At 69.2% G+C, this 19,219-nt stretch carries 14 protein-coding genes; 6 read left to right on the top strand and 8 right to left on the bottom strand.

Going from position 1 to position 19,219, the window contains the following annotated elements:
* Positions 1–18: 18 nt before the first annotated feature.
* Both LAJ50_RS01495 and LAJ50_RS01490 read right to left on the bottom strand, forming a co-directional pair.
* Positions 19–3,408: an ankyrin repeat domain-containing protein gene (locus LAJ50_RS01495; RefSeq protein ID WP_224096431.1), complete on the bottom strand. Its 3,390-nt coding sequence runs from the start codon at positions 3,406–3,408 to the stop codon at positions 19–21.
* Positions 3,401–3,661, bottom strand: coding sequence for a YcgL domain-containing protein (locus LAJ50_RS01490; RefSeq protein WP_130551157.1), 261 nt, complete (start codon positions 3,659–3,661; stop codon positions 3,401–3,403). Before LAJ50_RS01490 ends, LAJ50_RS01495 begins: the two co-directional genes overlap by 8 nt.
* Before the next feature lie 185 nt (positions 3,662–3,846).
* Here LAJ50_RS01490 and LAJ50_RS01485 point away from each other — a divergent pair, with 185 nt between their 5' ends.
* From LAJ50_RS01485 to LAJ50_RS01460, 6 genes are all read left to right on the top strand, one after another.
* A complete protein-coding gene (locus tag LAJ50_RS01485; protein WP_130551594.1) occupies positions 3,847–5,040 on the top strand; it encodes a beta-ketoacyl-[acyl-carrier-protein] synthase family protein in 1,194 nt (397 codons plus the stop codon).
* Positions 5,037–5,822 carry a beta-ketoacyl synthase chain length factor gene (locus LAJ50_RS01480; protein ID WP_130551158.1) on the top strand — a complete coding sequence of 262 codons (786 nt, stop codon included), beginning with the start codon at positions 5,037–5,039 and terminating at the stop codon, positions 5,820–5,822. The genes LAJ50_RS01485 and LAJ50_RS01480 overlap by 4 nt, the downstream gene beginning before the upstream one ends.
* Positions 5,819–6,631 (top strand): glycosyltransferase family 2 protein, encoded by an 813-nt coding sequence (locus LAJ50_RS01475; RefSeq protein ID WP_138653724.1) that lies wholly within the window; start codon positions 5,819–5,821, stop codon positions 6,629–6,631. Before LAJ50_RS01480 ends, LAJ50_RS01475 begins: the two co-directional genes overlap by 4 nt.
* A 1-nt stretch (position 6,632) precedes the next feature.
* Positions 6,633–8,264, top strand: coding sequence for a tryptophan 7-halogenase (locus LAJ50_RS01470; RefSeq protein WP_138653726.1), 1,632 nt, complete (start codon positions 6,633–6,635; stop codon positions 8,262–8,264).
* A 285-nt stretch (positions 8,265–8,549) separates the two neighbouring features.
* On the top strand, positions 8,550–13,208 hold the full coding sequence (locus tag LAJ50_RS01465) for a DUF4329 domain-containing protein (RefSeq protein WP_165424120.1): 4,659 nt from the start codon (positions 8,550–8,552) through the stop codon (positions 13,206–13,208).
* A complete protein-coding gene (locus tag LAJ50_RS01460; RefSeq protein WP_130551162.1) occupies positions 13,205–13,558 on the top strand; it encodes a hypothetical protein in 354 nt (117 codons plus the stop codon). The genes LAJ50_RS01465 and LAJ50_RS01460 overlap by 4 nt, the downstream gene beginning before the upstream one ends.
* A gap of 83 nt (positions 13,559–13,641) precedes the next feature.
* Here the strand turns inward: LAJ50_RS01460 and fabG are convergent, their stop codons facing one another.
* The 6 genes from fabG to LAJ50_RS01430 form a co-directional block, all read right to left on the bottom strand.
* Positions 13,642–14,388 (bottom strand): 3-oxoacyl-ACP reductase FabG, encoded by a 747-nt coding sequence (gene fabG / locus LAJ50_RS01455; RefSeq protein ID WP_138653728.1) that lies wholly within the window; start codon positions 14,386–14,388, stop codon positions 13,642–13,644.
* A gap of 196 nt (positions 14,389–14,584) precedes the next feature.
* Positions 14,585–15,028, bottom strand: coding sequence for a phosphotransferase (locus LAJ50_RS01450; RefSeq protein WP_138653730.1), 444 nt, complete (start codon positions 15,026–15,028; stop codon positions 14,585–14,587).
* Complete coding sequence (locus LAJ50_RS01445) at positions 15,021–17,381, bottom strand: MMPL family transporter (protein WP_224096430.1); 2,361 nt, start codon at positions 17,379–17,381, stop codon at positions 15,021–15,023. The genes LAJ50_RS01450 and LAJ50_RS01445 overlap by 8 nt, the downstream gene beginning before the upstream one ends.
* The gene (locus LAJ50_RS01440; RefSeq protein ID WP_138653732.1) at positions 17,378–18,001 is read right to left on the bottom strand and encodes a LolA-related protein; all 624 of its coding nucleotides are present in this window, start codon (positions 17,999–18,001) and stop codon (positions 17,378–17,380) included. The genes LAJ50_RS01445 and LAJ50_RS01440 overlap by 4 nt, the downstream gene beginning before the upstream one ends.
* Positions 17,952–18,935, bottom strand: a complete 984-nt coding sequence (locus tag LAJ50_RS01435) for an acyltransferase (protein ID WP_130551166.1) — start codon at positions 18,933–18,935, stop codon at positions 17,952–17,954. Before LAJ50_RS01435 ends, LAJ50_RS01440 begins: the two co-directional genes overlap by 50 nt.
* Positions 18,932–19,213 carry a hypothetical protein gene (locus LAJ50_RS01430; RefSeq protein ID WP_138653734.1) on the bottom strand — a complete coding sequence of 94 codons (282 nt, stop codon included), beginning with the start codon at positions 19,211–19,213 and terminating at the stop codon, positions 18,932–18,934. Before LAJ50_RS01430 ends, LAJ50_RS01435 begins: the two co-directional genes overlap by 4 nt.
* Positions 19,214–19,219 lie beyond the last annotated feature (6 nt).

Genomic DNA, 19,219 nt, shown 5'->3' with positions numbered 1-19,219 from the left:
GAAGCGGTGCGCGCGCCTTCAGCGCGGGTCGCGCAGGAAGCGCGCGATCGGCGCGCCGGCGCCCGGCACCCCGGCCGGCGCCAGTTCGCCCGCCACATCGACGAAGCCGCGCATGATCGCGATGTCGCGCGGGATGCGGTTGAGCGCGTCGCGCTGGTCGGGATCGGCGCCTGCGCGCAGCAGGCGCTGGACCACGCGCAGCAGGCCGTGCAGCGCGGCCAGGTGCAGCGGGCCGAAGCCGCGCGGGTCGCGCACGTCGAGCGCGACGTCTTCCTGGAGCAGGCGCTCAAGACCGGCCAGGATCACGTCCTCGTCGCAGACGGTGCCCGGCTCGGCGCGCGCGCCCAGCAGCAACAGCAGCGGGGTGACGGTGCCCGGGTCCGGGCCGTCGGGCTGCGCGCCGGCCAGCAGCAGGGTGTCGAGCAGCGCCAGCAGGCGCGGCCGATCGCGGGCGATGAAGCCGAACAGGCCCGCGCAGTGCAGCGCGGTCAGGCCCTGGGCATCGACCGCGTGGACGTCGGCGCCGGCGGTGAGCAGGCGCGCGGCGACATCGGGCAGGCCCAGTGCGGCGGCCAGCATCAGCACGCTGACCTCGCCGGGCAGGCGGTGTTCGAGGCTGGCGCCGGTCTCGAGCAGGGCGCCGACGATGGCGGTCTGGCGCATGCTCACCGCCGCCGACAGCGGCGTGGCGCCCGTGCGCGCCGGGCGCTGCGGATCGGCACCGCGCGCCAGCAGCAGGTCGACCACCGCGCCGTGGCCGCCGCCGGCCGCGCGCAGTAGCGCGCTGCAGCCCTGTGCGTCCTGCGCGTCCACCTCGAAGCCCAGGTCCAGCAGGCGGCGCACCGCGTCGGCGTCGCCGGCCTTGGCCGCGGCCGGCAGGTCGGCCGGCTGCAGCGCGCGGCGCGGCAACGGCCAGACGCGCCAGTCCAGCCAGTCGGCCAGGTCGCGGCGGCCGGCCGACAGGGCCACGCCCAGCGGCGTCTGGCCGTCGGCGGCGCGCGCGTCCGGCGAGGCGCCGGCCGCGATCAGGCGCCGCACCATCGCCACATTGCCCAACGCGGTCGCCAGGTGCAGCGCCGACATGCCGCGCGCGTCGCGGGCCTCGCGGTCCACGCCGAGCGCCAGCAGGGCCTCGACCAGCGCCGGCCAGTCCAGCCGCACGGCCAGCGGCAGCGCGCGGTCGCCGCCGGGCGCGGGGGCGAAGGGATCGGCGCCGCGGGCCAGCAGCTCCAGCGCCAGCGCGGACAGCTCCGGCCGGGTGCGCGCATCGGAGGCGAGGCAGGCGGCCAGGAAGCGCGCCAGCCCGGCGCTGCCGGCCGGCGAGAGGCCGGCATCGAGCAGCACCCGGATCACCGGCAGCGCCGCCGGCCCGCGCGCCAGCGCCGCCAGCAGCGGCAGGTCGCCGCGCACGTCGGGCTGTTCGCCCGAGGCGCCGTGGCGCAGCAGCCAGGCCACCGCGTCGGCCTGCGCCTGCAGCGCCGGGGCGTGCAGCAGGCTGCCCAGCTCCTGCGGCGAGCACAGCCGCACCAGCGCGTCCAGGCCGCGCCGTTCGCCGCGCTCCAGCGCCTCGCGCAGCAGGCCCAGCGGCGCCTGGTCCGGCGGCGGGGCGTGGGTGTCGGCCGCGGAGACGGCGGTCGGCAGCGGGTAGTCGGGATCGAGCTGGGAGACCAGCGCCCAGCGCCCGGCCGCGGCGGCCAGATCGGCGGCGCGATGGCCAGCCAGGTCGCGCTGTTCGGGGTCCACGCCGAGTTCCAGCAGGCGCTTGACCACCGCGGGCACGACCTGCTCGGCGGTGCTGGCCAGCAGCAGCGCGTTGCGGCCGCGGGCGTCGACCGCGGCCAGGTCGGCGCCGGCCGAGGCCAGGGTGTCCAGCGCGGCGACCCGGCCGCTGCGCGCGGCCTCCAGCCACGGCGTGGCGCCGGCGGCATCGCGCGCATCGACCGTGGCCCCGGCCGCCAGCAGCGCGGCCAGGATCTCGGCATGGCCGGCCAGCGCGGCCTCGTGCAGGGCGCTGCGGCCCTGCGCGCCGAGCGCATTCACCTTGGCCTTGTGCTTGAGCAGCAGCTGCACGCCGGCGGCATCGTCTTCCTCGGTCCCGGCGGCGGCCAACAGCACCGGCTGTCCGCCGGCGGGCTCGGGGCGGGCGCCGCGTTCGAGCAGGAACTTGGCCAAACGCCAGTTGCCGGCGATGCAGGCGATGCCCAGCGGAGTCAGGCCGTCGTGGTTCAGCGCGTCCAGTTCGGCGGCGGCGTCGCGCAGCAGCGCGGCCACGCCGGGGTCGGAGCTGCGCGCGGCGTGATGCAGGGCGGTGTTGCCCTCGCGATCGGCCTGGCGCGGATCGGCGCCGTTGGTCAGCAGCGTGGTCACCGCATCGGGGCGGCCGTGCCAGCTGTCGCGGGTCGCCGCCAGCAGCGGGGTCATGCCGGCATGGGCCTGGTTGAGATCGATGCCCTTGGCGATCAGGGTGCGCAGCAGGCGCAGGTCGGGCAGCACGGCGGCCAGCACGGCCAGGCTGCGCTGGTCGCGCGCGTCCGCCGGCGGCAGGGCGCGCGGGTTGGCGCCGGCCTCGATCAGCTCCAGCGCGCGCTCGACCCGGCCGCTGCGCGCGGCCTCGTACAGCGCCGCGTCCTGGGCCGGGCCCGCCGACGCGTTCGCCGGTGCGGTCCGCGAGGCGGCGGCGGGCGCTGGCGCTGGTGCGGGCGCGGCCTGCGCGGCGGGCGTCGGCGCCGGGGCGAACGACGGCGCGCTCTTCTGGACCGGCCGGGCGACCGGCTTGGCCGGCATGTCCAGCACCGGCAGGCCGCCGGCGCGGGTGGCGCGCTGCAGGCCGGCGTGCAGCAGCGGCAGCGCCAGCGCGTAGACGATGGCGCCGGCGGCGCGCAGCGTGCTGGGCCACAGCGCCGGCCAGGCCAGGCTCAGCCCGCCGCCGATGGCCAGCGCCACCGCCGCGGCCACGCCCAACCCGCGCAGGTCGCCGAGGTCGCGGTCGGCCATCGCGCGCCACTGGCGCGACAGCGCGCCGCCCTCGCGTTCGACCGCGAGCCACAGCGGCCAGGCGCGCCATGCGCCGATCAGGCAGACGCCGACCACCGCGCTCAGGCCCAGCGCCGCGCCCAGCGACCCGCCACTGCGCAGGGCCTGCAGCGGCCAGGCCAGCAGCGCGGCGGCGAGGACGAAGCCCGCGCCCCACACCGCCAGCAGCGGCACCAGGTCGCGCTTGAGGAAGTCGCGCCGCGCCGGCGCGCGGGTGCGCGCCTGCCAGGACACCGCCAGCGCCAGCGCCGGCTGGGCCAGCAGCGCGCCTACCGCGGCAACGGGTCCGCCGAAGAAGGTCAGTGCGGCCAGCGCAAGGCCGGCCAGCAGCGCCACCAGCGCCGCGCGGTTCGGCGGACGGACGGCGTCAGGCATCGGGCATCGGATCCTGGATCGCGGCCTGCGGCGGGAACTGCAGGTGGAAGCCGCGGCTGGCCAGGTTCTGGCGCACCACGGCCACGTCCTCGCGCGCCAGCCTGCGCTCGGGCGTCAGGGTCACTTCCAGCACGAAGGCCAGTTCGCCCAGCTGGCTGCGCAGCGGCGTTGGCAGGCGCGCGAAGTCGTCGCGCGCGGCCAGGTACAGGTACGTGTCGGCCTTGCGCAGGCTCTTGTAGACGAACGCATGCATCCGGGTGCGCGCGAATCCGATCGTGGGGAAAGTCGCACCGATTGTGCGGCAAAGCCCGCAGTGGCGAAACCCGAACCTGAGCGCACGCAACGCCACGCCCGCATGCACACGGTCACGCCAGGGCCGCTGGCTATACTCGAATGCCATCGACCGACACATACCTCTGGATGCCGTCTCCGTCCCGCATGACGCCCCTGGCGATCACGGCCTACACCGCCACCACCGCCCTGGGCCACGGCCGCCAGGCGCAGGCGCAGGGTCTGGAAGCCCGCCGCAGCGGCCTGCGGCACAACGACTTCGGCCCGGCGCCGCGCCTGGACTGCTGGATCGGCCGCGTCGAGGGCGTCGAGGACGTCGCCCTGCCGCCCGACCTGGCGCCGTGGGACTGCCGCAACAACCGCCTGGCCTGGCTCGCCCTGGGCCAGGACGGCGTGCTCGATGCGGTGCAGGCGGCCGGCCGGCGCTACGGCGCGGCCCGCGTGGCGGTGGTGATCGGCACCTCGACCTCCAGCATCGGCGCCAGCGAGGAGGCCTACACCCGCCTTGAGCAGGACGCCGAAGGCGAGCGCTTCCCCGAGGACCTGGCGCGCCCGATCGTGCACACGCCGCACTCGCTGGGCGACTTCGTGCAGCACGCCACCGGCCTGGCCGGGCCCTGCGTGACCGTGGCCACCGCGTGCTCGTCCAGCGCCAAGGTCTTCGCCCAGGCCGCGCGGCTGATCCAGGCCGGGCTGGTCGATGCGGCCCTGGTGGGCGGCGTGGACACGCTGTGCGGCAGCGTGCTGTACGGCTTCAACGCGCTGCAGCTGGTGTCCAGGAATCCGTGCATGCCCTTCGACGCCCACCGCGACGGCCTGTCGCTGGGCGAGGCCGGTGGTTTCGCCCTCCTCGAACGCGCCGGCGACGCCGACGGCGGCCTGCAGCTGCGCGGCTACGGCGAATCCAGCGATGCCCACCACATGTCCGCCCCGCATCCAGAAGGCCTGGGCGCGCAGCTGGCGATGGCCGACGCGCTGGCCCGCGCGGGTATCGCGCCGGCGCAGCTGGACTATCTGAACCTGCATGGCACCTCCACGCCGGCCAACGACACGGTCGAGGCGATCGCGGTGGCCAGGCTGTTCCCCGACGGGCTGCATGCGGCGTCGACCAAGGCCTGGACCGGGCACACGCTGGGCGCGGCGGGCATCGTCGAGTCGGTGTTCGCGCTGATCGCGCTGGACACCGGCTATCTTCCCGGCACCCTCAACGCCCGCACGCCCGATCCGGCCTGCGGTCCCCAGATCCGTTTCGCGCCCGAGCGGCGCCCGGTGCAGTACGCGATGAACAACTCCTTCGGCTTCGGCGGCAACAACTGCGCGCTGGTGTTCGGCCGCGCATGACCGCTTCCACCTTGAACGCCCGCGTGGCCGGCATCGGTTTCTGGTGCCGCGGCCTGCCCTCCTGGGACGCCGCGCAGGCCTACGCGCGCGGCGGCGCGTTGCCGGCCGATGCCCCGGCCAAGCCGGCGCCGCAGCTGCTGGCGCCCAACGAACGCCGGCGCGCGCCGGAGACGGTGGCCGTGGCGCTGGAAGTGGCGCTGGCCGCGTGCCAGGCCGCCGGACGCGACCCGGCGACGCTGCCGTCGGTGTTCACCTCCACCCACGGCGACCTGGCGATCACCGACTACATGTGCCGCCAGCTGGCCAGCGACCCGACCGGCATCTCGCCGATCCGCTTCCACAACTCGGTGCACAACGCCGCGGCCGGCTACTGGACCATCGGCGCGGCCACGCATGCGCCGGCCACCGCGATCAGCGCCTTCCACGGCAGCTTCGCCCAGGGCCTGCTCGAAGCGCTGACCCAGCTGGCCACCGGCACGCCGGAGGTGCTGCTGGTCGGCTACGACAGCCAGTCGGTGGGACCGCTGGGGCGCATTTCGCACAGCCAGGGTCTGCTGGGCGCGGCCCTGGTGCTCAGCGCAGGAGGCGAAGGCCTGGCGCTGCGCGCCACGGTCGGCACCGGCGGCGCCGACCGCGCGCCGGCCGGCCCGCTGGAAACCCTCGCCGCCGGCAACGCGATGGCGCCGATGCTGCCGCTGTTCGACGCCCTGGCGCTGGGCGCCGCGCACTGCCATCTCGATGCCGGCCACGGCGCGGTGCTGCAGGTGGAGATCGTCCGATGAGCCCGCTGACCATGAACGACGTGGCCGTGGTGATCCCCGCGCTCAACGAACGCCTGCGCATCCGCGAGGTGGTCGAGGACGCGCTGGCGGTGTGCCCGCGGGTGATCGTGGTCGACGACGGCTCCGACGATGGCACCAGCGACTGCCTGGACGGCCTGCCGGTGACGCTGATCCGGCATCCGCAGCGCCTGGGCAAGGGCGCGGCGCTGCGCAGCGGCTTCGCCGAGGCCGCCCGCCAGGGCGCGCAGGGCGTGCTGACCATGGACGGCGACGGCCAGCACCGGGCCAGCGATTTCCCGCGCATGCTCGAGGCCGCCAACGCCTACCCGGGCTGGGTGGTCAACGGTGCGCGCCTGCGCAAGCGCGCCAGCCAGCCGATCATCCGCCGCATCGGCAACGACTTCGGCGACTGGGGCATCGCCTGGGGCTGCGGCTTCCGCCTGGTCGATACGCAGAGCGGCCAGCGCTTCTATCCGCGCAGCGTGTTCACGCTGGAAGGGGTGGAAGGCGAGGGCTTCGTGTTCGAGGCGCAGATGCTGATCAGCGCCGCGCGCCAGGCCGGCGCGCGCGTGGTGTCGGTGCCGATCGAGACCCGCTATGCCGGCACCGAGCCGGGCACGTTCCGCAAGAGCCATTTCCGCCTGGTGCGCGACCTGTGCAGGATCACCACGCACGTGGTCGGCCAGGTGCTGCGCCATGGCCGGCTGCTGTCGGTCTACCGCGGCATCCGCGCCACCCGCCCGGTCATCCACGATCCGCAGGGCGAGTTTGCTAGGGTGCCGGCTCCCTCCCCTGCGGCGGACGCCTGAGATGAACGCGCGCACCGATGTGGCCATCCTCGGCGGCGGCCTGGCCGGACTGACCCTGGCCCTGCAGCTCAAGGCGCGGGATCCGGCCCTGGCGATCAGCGTGATCGAGCGTCGCGCCCACCCGGTGCGCGAAGGCGCGTTCAAGGTCGGCGAGTCGACCGTGGAGATCGGCGCGCACTATTTCAGCGACGTGCTCGGCCTGCGCGCGCACCTGGACGACGAACACCTGCGCAAGTTCGGCTTCCGCTTCTTCTTCTCCGAAGGCCAGTGGCAGATCGACCAGTGCACCGAACTGGGCGTGAGCCAGCTGCTGCCCACGCCGTCCTGGCAGATCGACCGCGGCCGCTTCGAGAACTTCCTCGGCGAGCGCGCGCGTGCGCTGGGCGTGGACTTCCTCGATGGCGCGAGCGTGCGCGGCGTGGACCTGGCCTCCGGTGAGGCCGATCACGGCGTGCGCTTCGAACGCGACGGCGCGGCCGCCACGCTGGACGCGCGCTGGGTGGTCGATGCCAGCGGCCGCGCCGGCCTGCTCAAGCGCAAGCTCGGCCTGGCCCAGCCCAACGCGCACCATGCCAATGCGGTGTGGTGGCGCGTGGAAGGCTTCATCGATCCCAACGCCTGGTCCGACGATCCGGCCTGGCTGGCGCGCTGCACGCCGCCGGACCGCTGGCGCTCGACCAACCACATGTGCGGGCCGGGCTACTGGTTCTGGTTGATCCCGCTGTCGTGCGGCGCGCATTCGCTGGGCATCGTCTGCGATGCCGACGCGCATCCGCTGGAGACGATGAACACCCACGCCAAGGCGATGGAGTGGCTGCGCACGCACCAGCCGCGCGTGGCCGCCGCGCTGGAGCGGCCCGAGCATGCGCTGATGGACTTCATGTTCCTGCGCGACTTCTCCTACGGCTGCAAGCAGGTGTTCTCCGGCGACCGCTGGGCGCTGACCGGCGAGGCGGGCGTGTTCCTGGACCCGTTCTATTCGCCCGGCAGCGACTTCATCGCCATCGCCAACGGTTACATCACCGACCTGGTCGCGCGCGATCGCGCCGGCGAAGGGATCGCACCGTACGCGGGCATCTACAACCAGCTCTACAGCGGCTTCTACGAGAACACCCTGACCCTCTACCAGGGCCAGTACCCGCTGTTCGGCGATGCCCAGGTGATGCCGGTCAAGGTGATCTGGGACTACACCTACTACTGGTCGCTGCTGGCGCCGCTGTACTTCGCCGGGCGCCTGACCGATGTGCCGCTGCTGGGACGGTTGCGGCCGCTGTTCCAGCGCGGGCGCGCGCTCAACTTGGCCGTGCAGGCCCTGCTGGCCGAATGGGGCCGGCGCAATGCGCCCCACCCTGCCCCGCTGACCGACGGCCGCCTGCTGGACCAGTACGCGATCGACTGGTTCTTCGAACTCAACCGCGCCTTGAACGACACGCTCGACCCCGACGCCCTGACCGCACGCCTGGCGTCCAACGTCGCGCGCATGGAATGGCTCGCCGGCGAGATCCTGGCCCGCGCCAATGCGGCGCATGCGGACCTCGGAGATCTTGGCCTAGACACACTGCTAGCCTCCTCCGAGATGCCATCTGGCCGTTCCTTGAGTGAAGTCTGGTACCAGTATGCAGACGCGGCATAGCGTAATTGCCGTAAAGAGAAACGCTGCAGCATTGCGATGTAAGCCAAGCTTGAGAGAGATCGTCCTCACGGTTTAAGCCATGCATCCGATGTCGCCTTGACGTGGTATAGAAAACGGACTAGTAGTGCTGTTGAAGATGCAGCATCAAAGTGCTGCTGATGCTAAAGCTGGCAGCGATCCGTGCCTGATGGGTGCACGCGGCTAAGCTATGGCTCGAAGGGAACTCGAAGCCAATGCAGTCATGACATGCTCATGCTGTTCCAAGGAATCTCAAGGAGGAGATGGATGTTCACTTCAAAGCTATCGTTTTTCCTGTCAGGCCTCTTGATTCTGACGAGCGCGACGTGGGCGACCGTGGCGACCGCCCAGGAAAGCGATCAAATGTTTTCGGTTTATACGCCGACCGGCGGCTTGTTCGGAACTTACGCAACTCAGCAGCAAGCAGAGGCTGCGATAAGAACAATTCCGGGGCCTTCCAATGCGGCGGATGCCTATCAGTATGTCACTGAAATCAAGGGCCAGTCCGTTACAGTCGACGGTCAGACCACAATCACATACTGGATGGGAAAGAAGGACAGAACATTCATTTTCTATGGGACGGGTGGACTCAGTGCCGAAACAGAAGATGAGTTGAATGTTCTCATGGTAGCCTCCTTTAACGCAGGCGAATCGCCACCCTGCTCTTCTTCCTACTTCTCACGCACAAGCGACTGGTACCCAAACCCATATGTGCAAGGATATGACGGATTCGATCTCGCCGATTATTCATATGGGGGTGAAACATATGACGATATCGACGGATCGTGCTCGCCTTACGCCAGTACATTTCAGGCGATGCGCGCTTCAATATGCCCAAACCCATACCTCTACTGGAAAAACAGTCAGAACGCATGCGTCAATGAGGAGATAACCGCGACCATTGTCACAAGCCAAACACAATGCGACGGTGCCGCAGGTGGGCCATCCGGGTTCGTAGGAAATCCCTGTGATGTCAAGACGGGGGAGAAGTTTGAGACAGAGGAGGACTTCAATCTCGGTTGGATCGCCTTGTCACGCTATTACCATTCAAGGGTCGCCAATGTATCCGGTGGCTTGGGGCTTGGCTGGTCTGATTCGCACCAGATACATCTTGCGATCAGCTCCTCCTCAGTCGGTTTGGTGGAAGGAAGCGGCTATGTGTTGCCCTTTCAAGCGGTTAGCGGCGGCTATAGGGCCGCCGATGGTAGCGGTGAGCGCTTGATCCAGATCGGAGACCAATGGAGGCTGTATCGCCAGGACGCCATATATACCTTCGACCAACTTGGTCACGTGATCTCGCGTGAGAATCAAGATGGTGCTGTCCTGTCCTACAGCTACGATGCGTACGGAAGACGCAGCTCGATCACTTCGCTTCAGGGGCGATCTGTCGAGTTCCAATACACAGATGCATCAAGTGATGCGCTCATTACCGGCATCTCTTCGGCCGGCGTCCAACTCGTAACCTATACCTACGACAATGGACGACTCAAGACCGTCACCTATCCGGATGGTGGGCAGCGCATATACCACTATGAAGACACGCGCTTTCCACGCCACCTAACAGGAATCACCGCCGAAGACGGCCAGCGATTCAGCATATTCGCATACGACGCCAAGGGGCGCGTGATCTCCAGCCAGCACTCCGGCGGTGCCGATGGCGTCACCCTGTCCTATTCGTCGACCGGCACCCTCGTCACCGACGCACTGGGTGAGCAGACAACCTACACTCTGACCGATGCGGGCGGCGGCACACCGAAAGTGTCGGCAATTGCCAACAGCGCCGGCACCGCAAGCTACGCGTACTACGACCAGGCGACCGACTTCCGCCGCCGCCTGGATACCAGTACCGATCGCAACGGCACGGTCACTAAGCACATTTATACGGAGACCACCGAATCCGGCGTCGCGATGAACGTCCAAACAGTGCAAGAAGCCTTCGGACTTCCCGGACAACGCACGTCCATCAGCCGCACACTGGCCGACTCCAACCGCACGTTCTCGGTTGAGAGCGATGCCCAGCTCACGTCCTACACGCGCAACGCACGCCTGCAACCAATCGCTATCACCGTCACCGACCTGGACTCTCAGGCATCGCGTGCCACCACCGTTACCTACTGCGAGGCCGCCGACGTGTCAGCCAGCGGCGGCACCTGCCCCATCCTGGGCCTGGTGAAATCGATCGACGGCCCGCGCACGGACGTGTCCGACCTCACCCAGTACGCCTACTATCCAGCCGATGGTGCCGGCTGCGCCACTGGCGGCAATTGCGCTTACCGCAGGGGCGACCTGTGGAAGGTCACCAACGCCCTGGGTCAGGTCACCGAGACCCTGGCCTACGATGCGGCCGGCCGGACGCTGTCGGTCAAGGATGCCAACGGCGTGGTCACCGACTACAGCTACAGCCCGCGCGGCTGGCTGACCGCCACCAAGGTGCGTGGCGCCGACAGCAGTACCGAGTCCGACGACCGGATCACGACCATCGACTACTGGCCCACCGGCCTAGTCAAGCAGGTCACTCAGACCGATGGCGCCTTGACTGCCTACACCTATGACGCAGCGCACCGCCTCACCGATATCGCCGACAACGCAGGCAACACCATCCACTACACCCTGGACAATGCCGGCAACCGGCTCAAGGAAGACACCAAGGATGCCAACGGCACACTCAAGCGCACCCTGAGCCGGGTCTACAACCAACTCGGCCAGTTGGCGACGCAGGCCGATGCAGTGGGCAATCCGACGGATTACGGCTACGACGCCAACGGCAACACGACTTCGGCCACCGATGCCCTGTCGCGGTTCACCCAGTCCGAGTACGACCCGCTCAACCGCCTCAAGCGGACGCTGCAGGACGTGGGCGGCATCGCCGCAGAGACCAAATTCGCCTACGACGCCTTAGGCCGTCTGACCGAAGTCAACGACCCCAAGGGCCTAAAGACCACCTACACCTACAACGGTCTGGGCGACCTGACGCAGCAGGTCAGTCCGGACACCGGCACCACCACCTACACCTACGACAGCGCCGGCAACCGGGTCACGCAGACTGATGCCGAGAACAGGGCTGCCACTTACGTCTACGACGCCCTGAATCGGCTGGCGGGGATTAACCGTGCCACGCCTGCGCTCGACGTCGCGTACACCTACGATGTCACTGAGGATGTCTGCAGTGTCGATGAGACCTTCTCGACCGGTCGCTTGACCAAGATGCAGGACGGCAGCGGCACCACGCAGTATTGCTACAACCGCTTTGGCGACCTGACCCGCAAGGTGCAGACCGTCAACGGCGTGGCCCTGACCTTGCGCTATAGCTATGCCCCGGGCGGCCAGCTCACCGCCATGACCTATCCCGATGGCGTCGTGGTGGACTATGTGCGCGACAGCCAGGGGCGGATCACCGAGGTGGGCGTCACACCGAATGCGGGCGCCCGCCAGGTGCTGCTCACCGGCGCGACCTATCACCCGTTCGGTCCAGCGGCGGGCTGGACCTACGGCAATGGCCGCCAAATGACCCGCACGCTGGATCTGGACTATCGTCCGGCCGCCATCCATGACGCCAGCACGGGCGGGCTCGCAGTCGGCTTCAACTACGACGAGGTCGGCAACCTGCTGGAGCTGACCCAGCCGGGCAGCACCTTGCCGCAGGTCGGCCTCGGCTACGACACCCTGGGGCGGCTGACCCAGTTCAAGGATGGCCCGACCGGAACGGTGATCGATGGCTACGGCTACGACAAGACCGGCAACCGGATCAGCCTGACCACGGCAGCGGGCACCTCGACCTACAGCTATCCGACCACCAGTCACCGGCTCACCAACGTCGGTGGCATTGCCCGCACCTACGACGCAGCCGGCAACACCACGGGCATCAACGGGACCGCCAAGCAGTTCGTCTACGACGACACGGGGCGGATGAGCAGCGTCAAAGCCGGCGGAACCACCACCCGCAACTACAAGTACAACGGCAAGGGCGAGCGCGTGCGCAGTTACCTGAGCACGGCCAACACCTACACCTTGTACGACGAGGCCGGCCACTGGGTCGGCGACTACGGCGCCAACGGCACCCCGGTCCAGCAGGCGATCTGGATGGATGATCTGCCGGTGGGCCTGCGCACCGCAGCCGCCGGCACCGTGAGCTACATCGAGCCCGACCATCTGGGCAGCCCACGCGTGGTCATCGACCCGGTGGCCAACACCGCGATCTGGAAGTGGGACATCAAGGGCGAAGCTTTCGGCGCCACGGCGCCAGACCAGGATCCGGATGGAAACGGCACCGCGTTCAACCTGGATATGCGGTTCCCTGGACAGCGCTACGATCAGTACGCGGAGCTCAACTACAACTACTTCCGCGACTATGAGCCTGACAGCGGACGTTACGTCCAGAGCGACCCGATTGGGTTGAGTGGTGGAATTAGCACCTACTCATACGCGGCAGCAAATCCACTAGTAATGGCTGATGCAACCGGCCTCGCCGCCGGGGATCGTTATAGGTCCGCAGATGTTGCTGCCGCCAATGCACTGGCCGACGTATTAGGAATTTCCATAGCGTCCGACCTTGAGTACGCGGGATGGGTATATAGAAGGAGCGATGGCTTCTATACCTATACCACGGGCAAACGAGGACTTACGCACCATTCAAACCCAGGCCAGAGGCCTTCGGGAGCTCTTGGGGTCTATCATACCCATGGCGCAGAGAGCGGCCCAGAATGGGGAGATGAGACTTTCTCGCGGACCGACCTGCAAAGCATTAACTACGGTGACAGTGCCTGGCTTGCAACGCCTTCCGGAAGAATTCTCAAGGCCGGGACCGTTGGTAATCCTTACGAAATATCTCCTGCATCAAGTAATAATGCAGATGCGGTTACTACATGCGGAGGCAGCAACTTTACCTTCGCAGAAAAAGTAATTCGTTACTTCGGAGGCGGGAAATGAAGAATTCATCGTTATTTCTATCCATTTTTTTTCTGAGCTACTCAAGCGCGGCCTCGTCTGGCGACTTTGAGCGAGCCTTCGAAGCTGGCAAGGTGGCGGCGCAGAACTTCGAGAAAAAGCTCATAGAAGAGAAAAACAAAGCAAAGCTCGATAAAGAAAATCTGGCGCTCGCCAACTACGTGTATGACTATAAAAATTACTCGATCGGATTGGCACAATCGTCGGACTCTTACATCGTGATTTTTTCTCTTAAAAGAGATAAGCACGAGGGTCCCATCCTAGGCGGAGGAGCGAGATATGAGATCGATATCAATAGCCTTAAGATAAATAATGTTGAGTTATATGAGTGACCCTGGAGAAATACGACGGCAATAGCGTCTAAATATTAACCTTCTCTGGAAAATGGACTTAGAACCCATTTGGCAGGCGAGCTCTACGCCATCCCACCATTGACCCCGATCACCTGGCCATTGATGTAGCCGGCGGCGTCGGAACAGAGAAAGGCCACCAGCGCGGCGACTTCCTCGGGCTTGCCGGCGCGGGCGGCGGGGACGAGTTGCTTGATGGCCTCGGGTGGGAACTGCGTCCCGATCATCGCGCCCTCGATCACGCCGGGCGCGACCACGTTGGCGGTGATGCCGCGGCTGGCCATCTCGCGCGCCAGCGACTTGGTGGCGCCATGCAGGGCCGACTTGGCCGCGGCGTAGTTGACCTGGCCGCGGTTGCCGATCACCGCCGCGACCGAGGACACGCTCACCACCCGGCCCCAGCGCGTGCGCGCCATCGGCAGCAGCAGGGGCTGGGTGACGTGGAAAAAGCCGTGCAGCGAGACATCGATGACGCGATGCCACTGCTGCGCGCTCATGCCGGCCATCGGCGCGTCGTCGTGGATGCCGGCATTGTTGACCACCACCTGCACCGGACCTGCTTCCAGCAGCGTGGCGATGGCGGTCGCGCAGGCATCGGCGTCGGCCAGGTCGAAGGCCACGGCCTGCGCGCGGCCGCCGGATTCGGCGATGCGTTGCGCCACAGCTTGAGCGCGCGCGAGGTTGCCGTTGGCATGCACGATCACCTCGAAGCCCGCCGCGCCCAGTGCGGTGCAGATCGCCCCGCCCAGGTCGCCACTGCCGCCGGTCACCGGCGCGCGCCGCGCTGGCTTTGAAGTCGTCGATGAAGTCATGGGCGCATGGTAGCAATGCAGCGTGCTTTGCTTGGATTCGCTTGGCTTGGTGGGAGCCGCCATGGCGGCGATGGGGCTTTCCCCCGGTAAAGCCTCAGCTGTTATCGGTGCCGAGGGATGATCGGTAAAGCCTCATCGCCGCCATGGCGGCTCCCACCAAACCAAGCCAAACCAAACCAAGCACGGCCGCCGCGCGTTAGCCCAGCATCACCGAGGCGCGGCCTTCGGCCAGCAGCGTGCCGGCGTGCAGGATGCGGAAGCCGTACTGCTGGCTGTCGGGGGTGTGCATCAGCAGCTCGGCATGGCCTTCCAGCGCACCTTCCAGTCCGTCGAGCGTGCCCACGTGCAGCTGCACGCCGCGCAGCGCCACCAGCATGCCGGGCCGCACCGGCGCGCCGCTGGCCTGGCCGAGCAGGCCACCGTGCACGGCCATGGCCTGGGCGCCGTATTCGCACAGGTGCACCGCGTGCAGCCGGCCGTGCCGGCGCAGCGGATGGTCGGGTGCGCGATGACCGTGGCTGCGCAGCACCAGCGCCGTGTCGTTCCAGTCCAGCACCTCCTCCCACAGGCACATCAGGCCCTGGTGCGGCACCAGCCGGGCGATCTCCGCGCGCGTGCGCGGCAGGGCGCGCTCAGCCATGCGCGGGGGCCTGTGCGGGCTGCGCATCGTCGCCGCGCGCGTGCTCGCGCGAGACCAGCAGCGCCAGCACGAAGTTGAACACCACGCCCATCGCCACGGTCGAGCCGATCGCGCGCAGCACCGGGATGCTGGACAGCCCCAGCAGCACGAACACCAGCAGCGTCATCAGGCTGCACACGATCAGCGCGTGCAGTGTGCGGCGCTGGTCGGCCGCATCGTCGCCGGCATGGTCGAAGAACAGCGCGTAGTCCAAGCCCAGCCCGGCGCCGAGGATCAGCGAGATCAGGTGGAACAGGTTGAGCTCCACGCCCGCACCGCGCAGCACCGCCAGGATCAGCAGCACGCTCAGGCCCATCGGCAGCAGCACGCGCACGATGCGACGGCGCTCGCGCAGCGCCACGCTGACCGCGATGGCCAGCAGCACCGCCGCCACGCCCATGGCCACCAGCACGCGGTGGTAGGTCAGCACCAGCGTGCGCGAGGCTTCGCGCAGGTCCATCAGCTGCGCGCCCGTGCCGGCCAGCGCGGCGGTGAGCGCGGCCGGATCGCGCAGGCCGCTGAGCGAGACCAGGGCGGTGGTGTGCCCGTCGCCTTCCAGCAGCAGGCCGTTCACGCCCGTGGCCAGCGGCGTGTCGGCCACATCCGGCGCGTCCAGCGGCCTGGCGGTGCGCGCCTGCTCCAGGTCGGCCAGGAACGGGGCGAAGACATCGCTGCGGAACGGCAGCCCGGCGGTGGCCTGTTCCAGCATCGCGCGCGCGGCCTGCGGCGCGGGCAGCTGCGCCTGCCGCTTGCGCTGGGTCGCGATGGTCGGCAGGTAGCGCGCGGCCATGTCGTAGCTGGCCAGGTTGCCGGCGGCGATCTGCTCGTCCAGGCGCGTGCGCAGAGCGGACGAGGCGGCCAGCGCGGCCTGCCGGTCGGGCGCCTGCAGGCTCAGCACGTACATCACGTCCGGCGCGCCGAGCTCGCCGCGCAGCTCCCCGTCCTGCATCAGGGATTCGTGCGGCACCGGGGTCAGCTTGGACAGGTCGTCCTGCCAGAACGGGGTGGGGCTGGCGACGATCACGATCCCCGCGACCACCGCCAGGCCCAGCAGCGACCAGCGTGGCCGCGGCAGGCGATCGATCAGCACGAACAGCCGCGCCATCAGCCGCGAGTCGGCGTAATCACGCGGCGAGGGATCGATCAGCGCCGGCAGCAGCAGGCGCGTCAGCAATGCAGCGCCGCCCAGCCCGCAGATGGTGAACACCGCCAGCTGGCGCAGGCCTTCGACACCGGAGAAGAAGAAAGTCACATACGCGATGCAGGTGGACACCACGCCGGTGGCCAGCGTCGGCCACAGGTGGCGCGCGTTGGCGTAGGGCGAAAGCCCCGGGCGCTGATGGCTGAACAGATGGATCGGATAGTCCTGCACCACGCCGATCAGGGTGAAGCCGAAGGCGAGCGTGATGCCGTGCACCTGTTCGAAGCACAGCATCACCGCGACCATGCCCACCAGGCCGGCGCTGGCCAGCGGCAGCACGCCCAGCAGCGGGATCTTCCAGCTGCGGTAGGCGATCAGCAGCAGCAGGATCAGCCCGCCGGTGTCGAGCATGCCGATCCACTGGGTCTCGTTCTGGGTGCGCGTGCTGATCTCCACCGAGAACGCGCCCGGCCCGGTCAGCAGCAGCTGACTGCCGCTGCCCTTGGCCACCGCGTCGAACGCGGCGCGGATGCCGCCCACCGCCTGCTGCTGGCCGCTGGGATCGAAGCCGCCGGCCACCGTCTCCACCACCAGCAGCGCGCGCTTGCCTGCCTTGTCGAACCACACCCCGTCGATCAGCTGCGGCGCGTTGTTCGGCTGCAGGCCCTGCGCCACGTGCAGCAGCTCCAGGGTGGGATCGCGCGGCAGCATCGGCTCGATCATCTCGGCCGCCGGCGAGCCCAGGTCCTGCACGCGCTCGACCAGTTCGGCGTGCAGCGTGGCCGCGTCCAGCGGATGGGCGTCGTAGCGGTCGGTCAGCAGGAAGCGGTACGGCAGCCACTTGGCCGGGATCGCATCGGCCGGCGACACGTCGCCGTTGGCGACCATCGAGATCGCCTCGTGCTGGCTGGCCAGGCGCGCGCGCAGCGCCTTGGACTGCGCCGCCAGCGTGGCCGGGTCGCTGCCGGACATGGCCAGCAGCAGCAGGCGCGAACCCGGGCCTTCGCCCAGTTCGTCCAGCAGCAGCTTCTGCGCGGGGGTCCGCGCCTCGGGCATGAACTTGCGCAGGTCGCCGGACAGCTTGAGCGTGTTGCCGATCCAGGCGCCGAGCGCGAGCAGCAGCGCCAGCCACAGCAGCGCCAGGCCGGTGCGCGCGACGGGCGGCAGGCTCACCCGGCGTGGCCGCGGCACAGCGCGGTCAGGGCCGCGCCGTCATCCACGCCCTGCGCCGCATGCGCCGCGCCGGCCAGCAGCGTGCGCTGCGCCTGGCCCTTGGCATCGGTGGTCTCGATGCAGCGCAGCTCCGCGCCCTGCCCGTAGAGCTGGATGCCGCGCACCGGCACCTTGGACGCGGTGGCGTCCTTCGGGTCCAGGCGCAGCTGCCAGGCCTGGCGCGTCCCGGTGGTGCTCAGCGCGTAGTGCTGTTCGAGCTGGCTGGCGTCGCCGCTCAGCAGGGCGCCGAAACCCTTCTGCAGATCGGCCAGTTCCGGCGCGCGGGCCAGCGAGAAGGTGCGCGTGGCCTTGCCGTCGCGCTCCAGCGTGGCGGTCTGGCCCTTCAGGGTGATCTTCTCGTGGTAGGGCGCGGTGACCTCGCGCACCAGGGTCGCGTCGGCGTCGCGCGCATAGCGGCCTTCCACGCGCAGCGGCGCCTTGAGCAGGGCCGAGCCGCGCAATTCGACGAACGGGGTGGAGATGGCGCCGGTGCGCGCGATCCTGGACAGGATCCAGCCCGGATCGACCGCGTCAGGCGATGCGGCGGACAGCGGTGCGGCGCTGCACAGCAGCGTCAGCATCAGCGCCCACATCCGCGGCGGCAGGATCCGGGTCGGCCTTGGTGTTCCAGAAATCATAGAAGTTGAACCAGTTGTAGGGCGCGGCGCGCACATGATGCTCCAGCCGCGCGGCATAACCACGGATGAGCGCGCCCAAGGTGGCGGCGCGGTTGCGGCGCGGCACGTCCAAGCCATCGCTGAAGGCCTCGAAGGCCAGCGTGTAGCGCGCCCGGCCGTGGTACAGGCCGAAGGCGAGCACCACAGGCACCTTGAGCACCGCGCCGATCAGCCAGGGCGAGGTCGGGAACTGCGCCTGCGCGCCGAGGAACTGCGCCGGCAGGCTCGGGTCCTCCGGCCGCGTGCGGTCGACCAGCAGCGCGACCAGGTGGCCCTCGTCGGTAGCCTGCTTGATCGCCATGACGATCGAGGTGCTGTCCTGGCTGGCGTCGATGATGCAGTCGGCCAGGCGCGGGTTGAGCGTGGCCAGCAGTTCGGTCATCGCCGGCGCCTGGGCCTTGTCCAGCACCACCTTGACCTGCACGTCCGGGCGCTCCTGGGCCAGCACGCGCAGCGCGTCGAAGCTGCCCAGGTGCGAGCCGAAGATCAGCACGCCGCGGCCCTTGTCCATCTGCGCGTGCAGTTCGTCCAGGCCGGTGACGCCGACCTCGAACTCGCGCATGCGCCCGCTCAGCAGGAACACCCGGTCCAGGATCACCGAGGCGAAGGTGTGGATGTGGCGGGCGACATCGCGCAGGCGCACCTGGCGCTCGAGTACGCGCGCCAGGTAGGCGCGCGAGGCGCGCCGCTCCGGCCCGCGCACCGCCATGAAGTACAGCGTGATCGGCCACAGCAGCACCCGCGCCAGGCCACGCCCGCCGTGGCAGGCGATGGCGAGCAGCAGACGCAGGGCCAGGCGGCTGCCGCCCTCGGGGCGCTGCTTCCAGACGGTGCTCATGCGGCCACCACCTCGCCGCTGGCCAGCACGGCGTCCTCGCGCAGCACGCGGAACTTCCAGCGCGGCGCGGCGCCGTCCAGTTCCACCCGCGCCCGCTGGCCGGGCAGCAGCGGCTGCACGAACTTCACCTGCGGCAGGCGCAGCGCGCCGGGCAGGGCCCCGTGCGCGGCGGCGATCGCCTCCAGCACATGGGCCAGCAGCACCACGCCAGGCACGATCGGCTGGCCAGGGAAATGGCCCGGCAGGGCCGGATGGTCGTGCGCGACGGCGAATTCCATGCGCTG

Source organism: Pseudoxanthomonas sp. X-1 (genome assembly GCF_020042665.1).
GTDB classification, from domain to species: domain Bacteria; phylum Pseudomonadota; class Gammaproteobacteria; order Xanthomonadales; family Xanthomonadaceae; genus Pseudoxanthomonas_A; species Pseudoxanthomonas_A spadix_A.
Note: the sequence above shows the minus strand (reverse complement) of the source record. Positions and strands in the feature narration are given on the sequence as shown.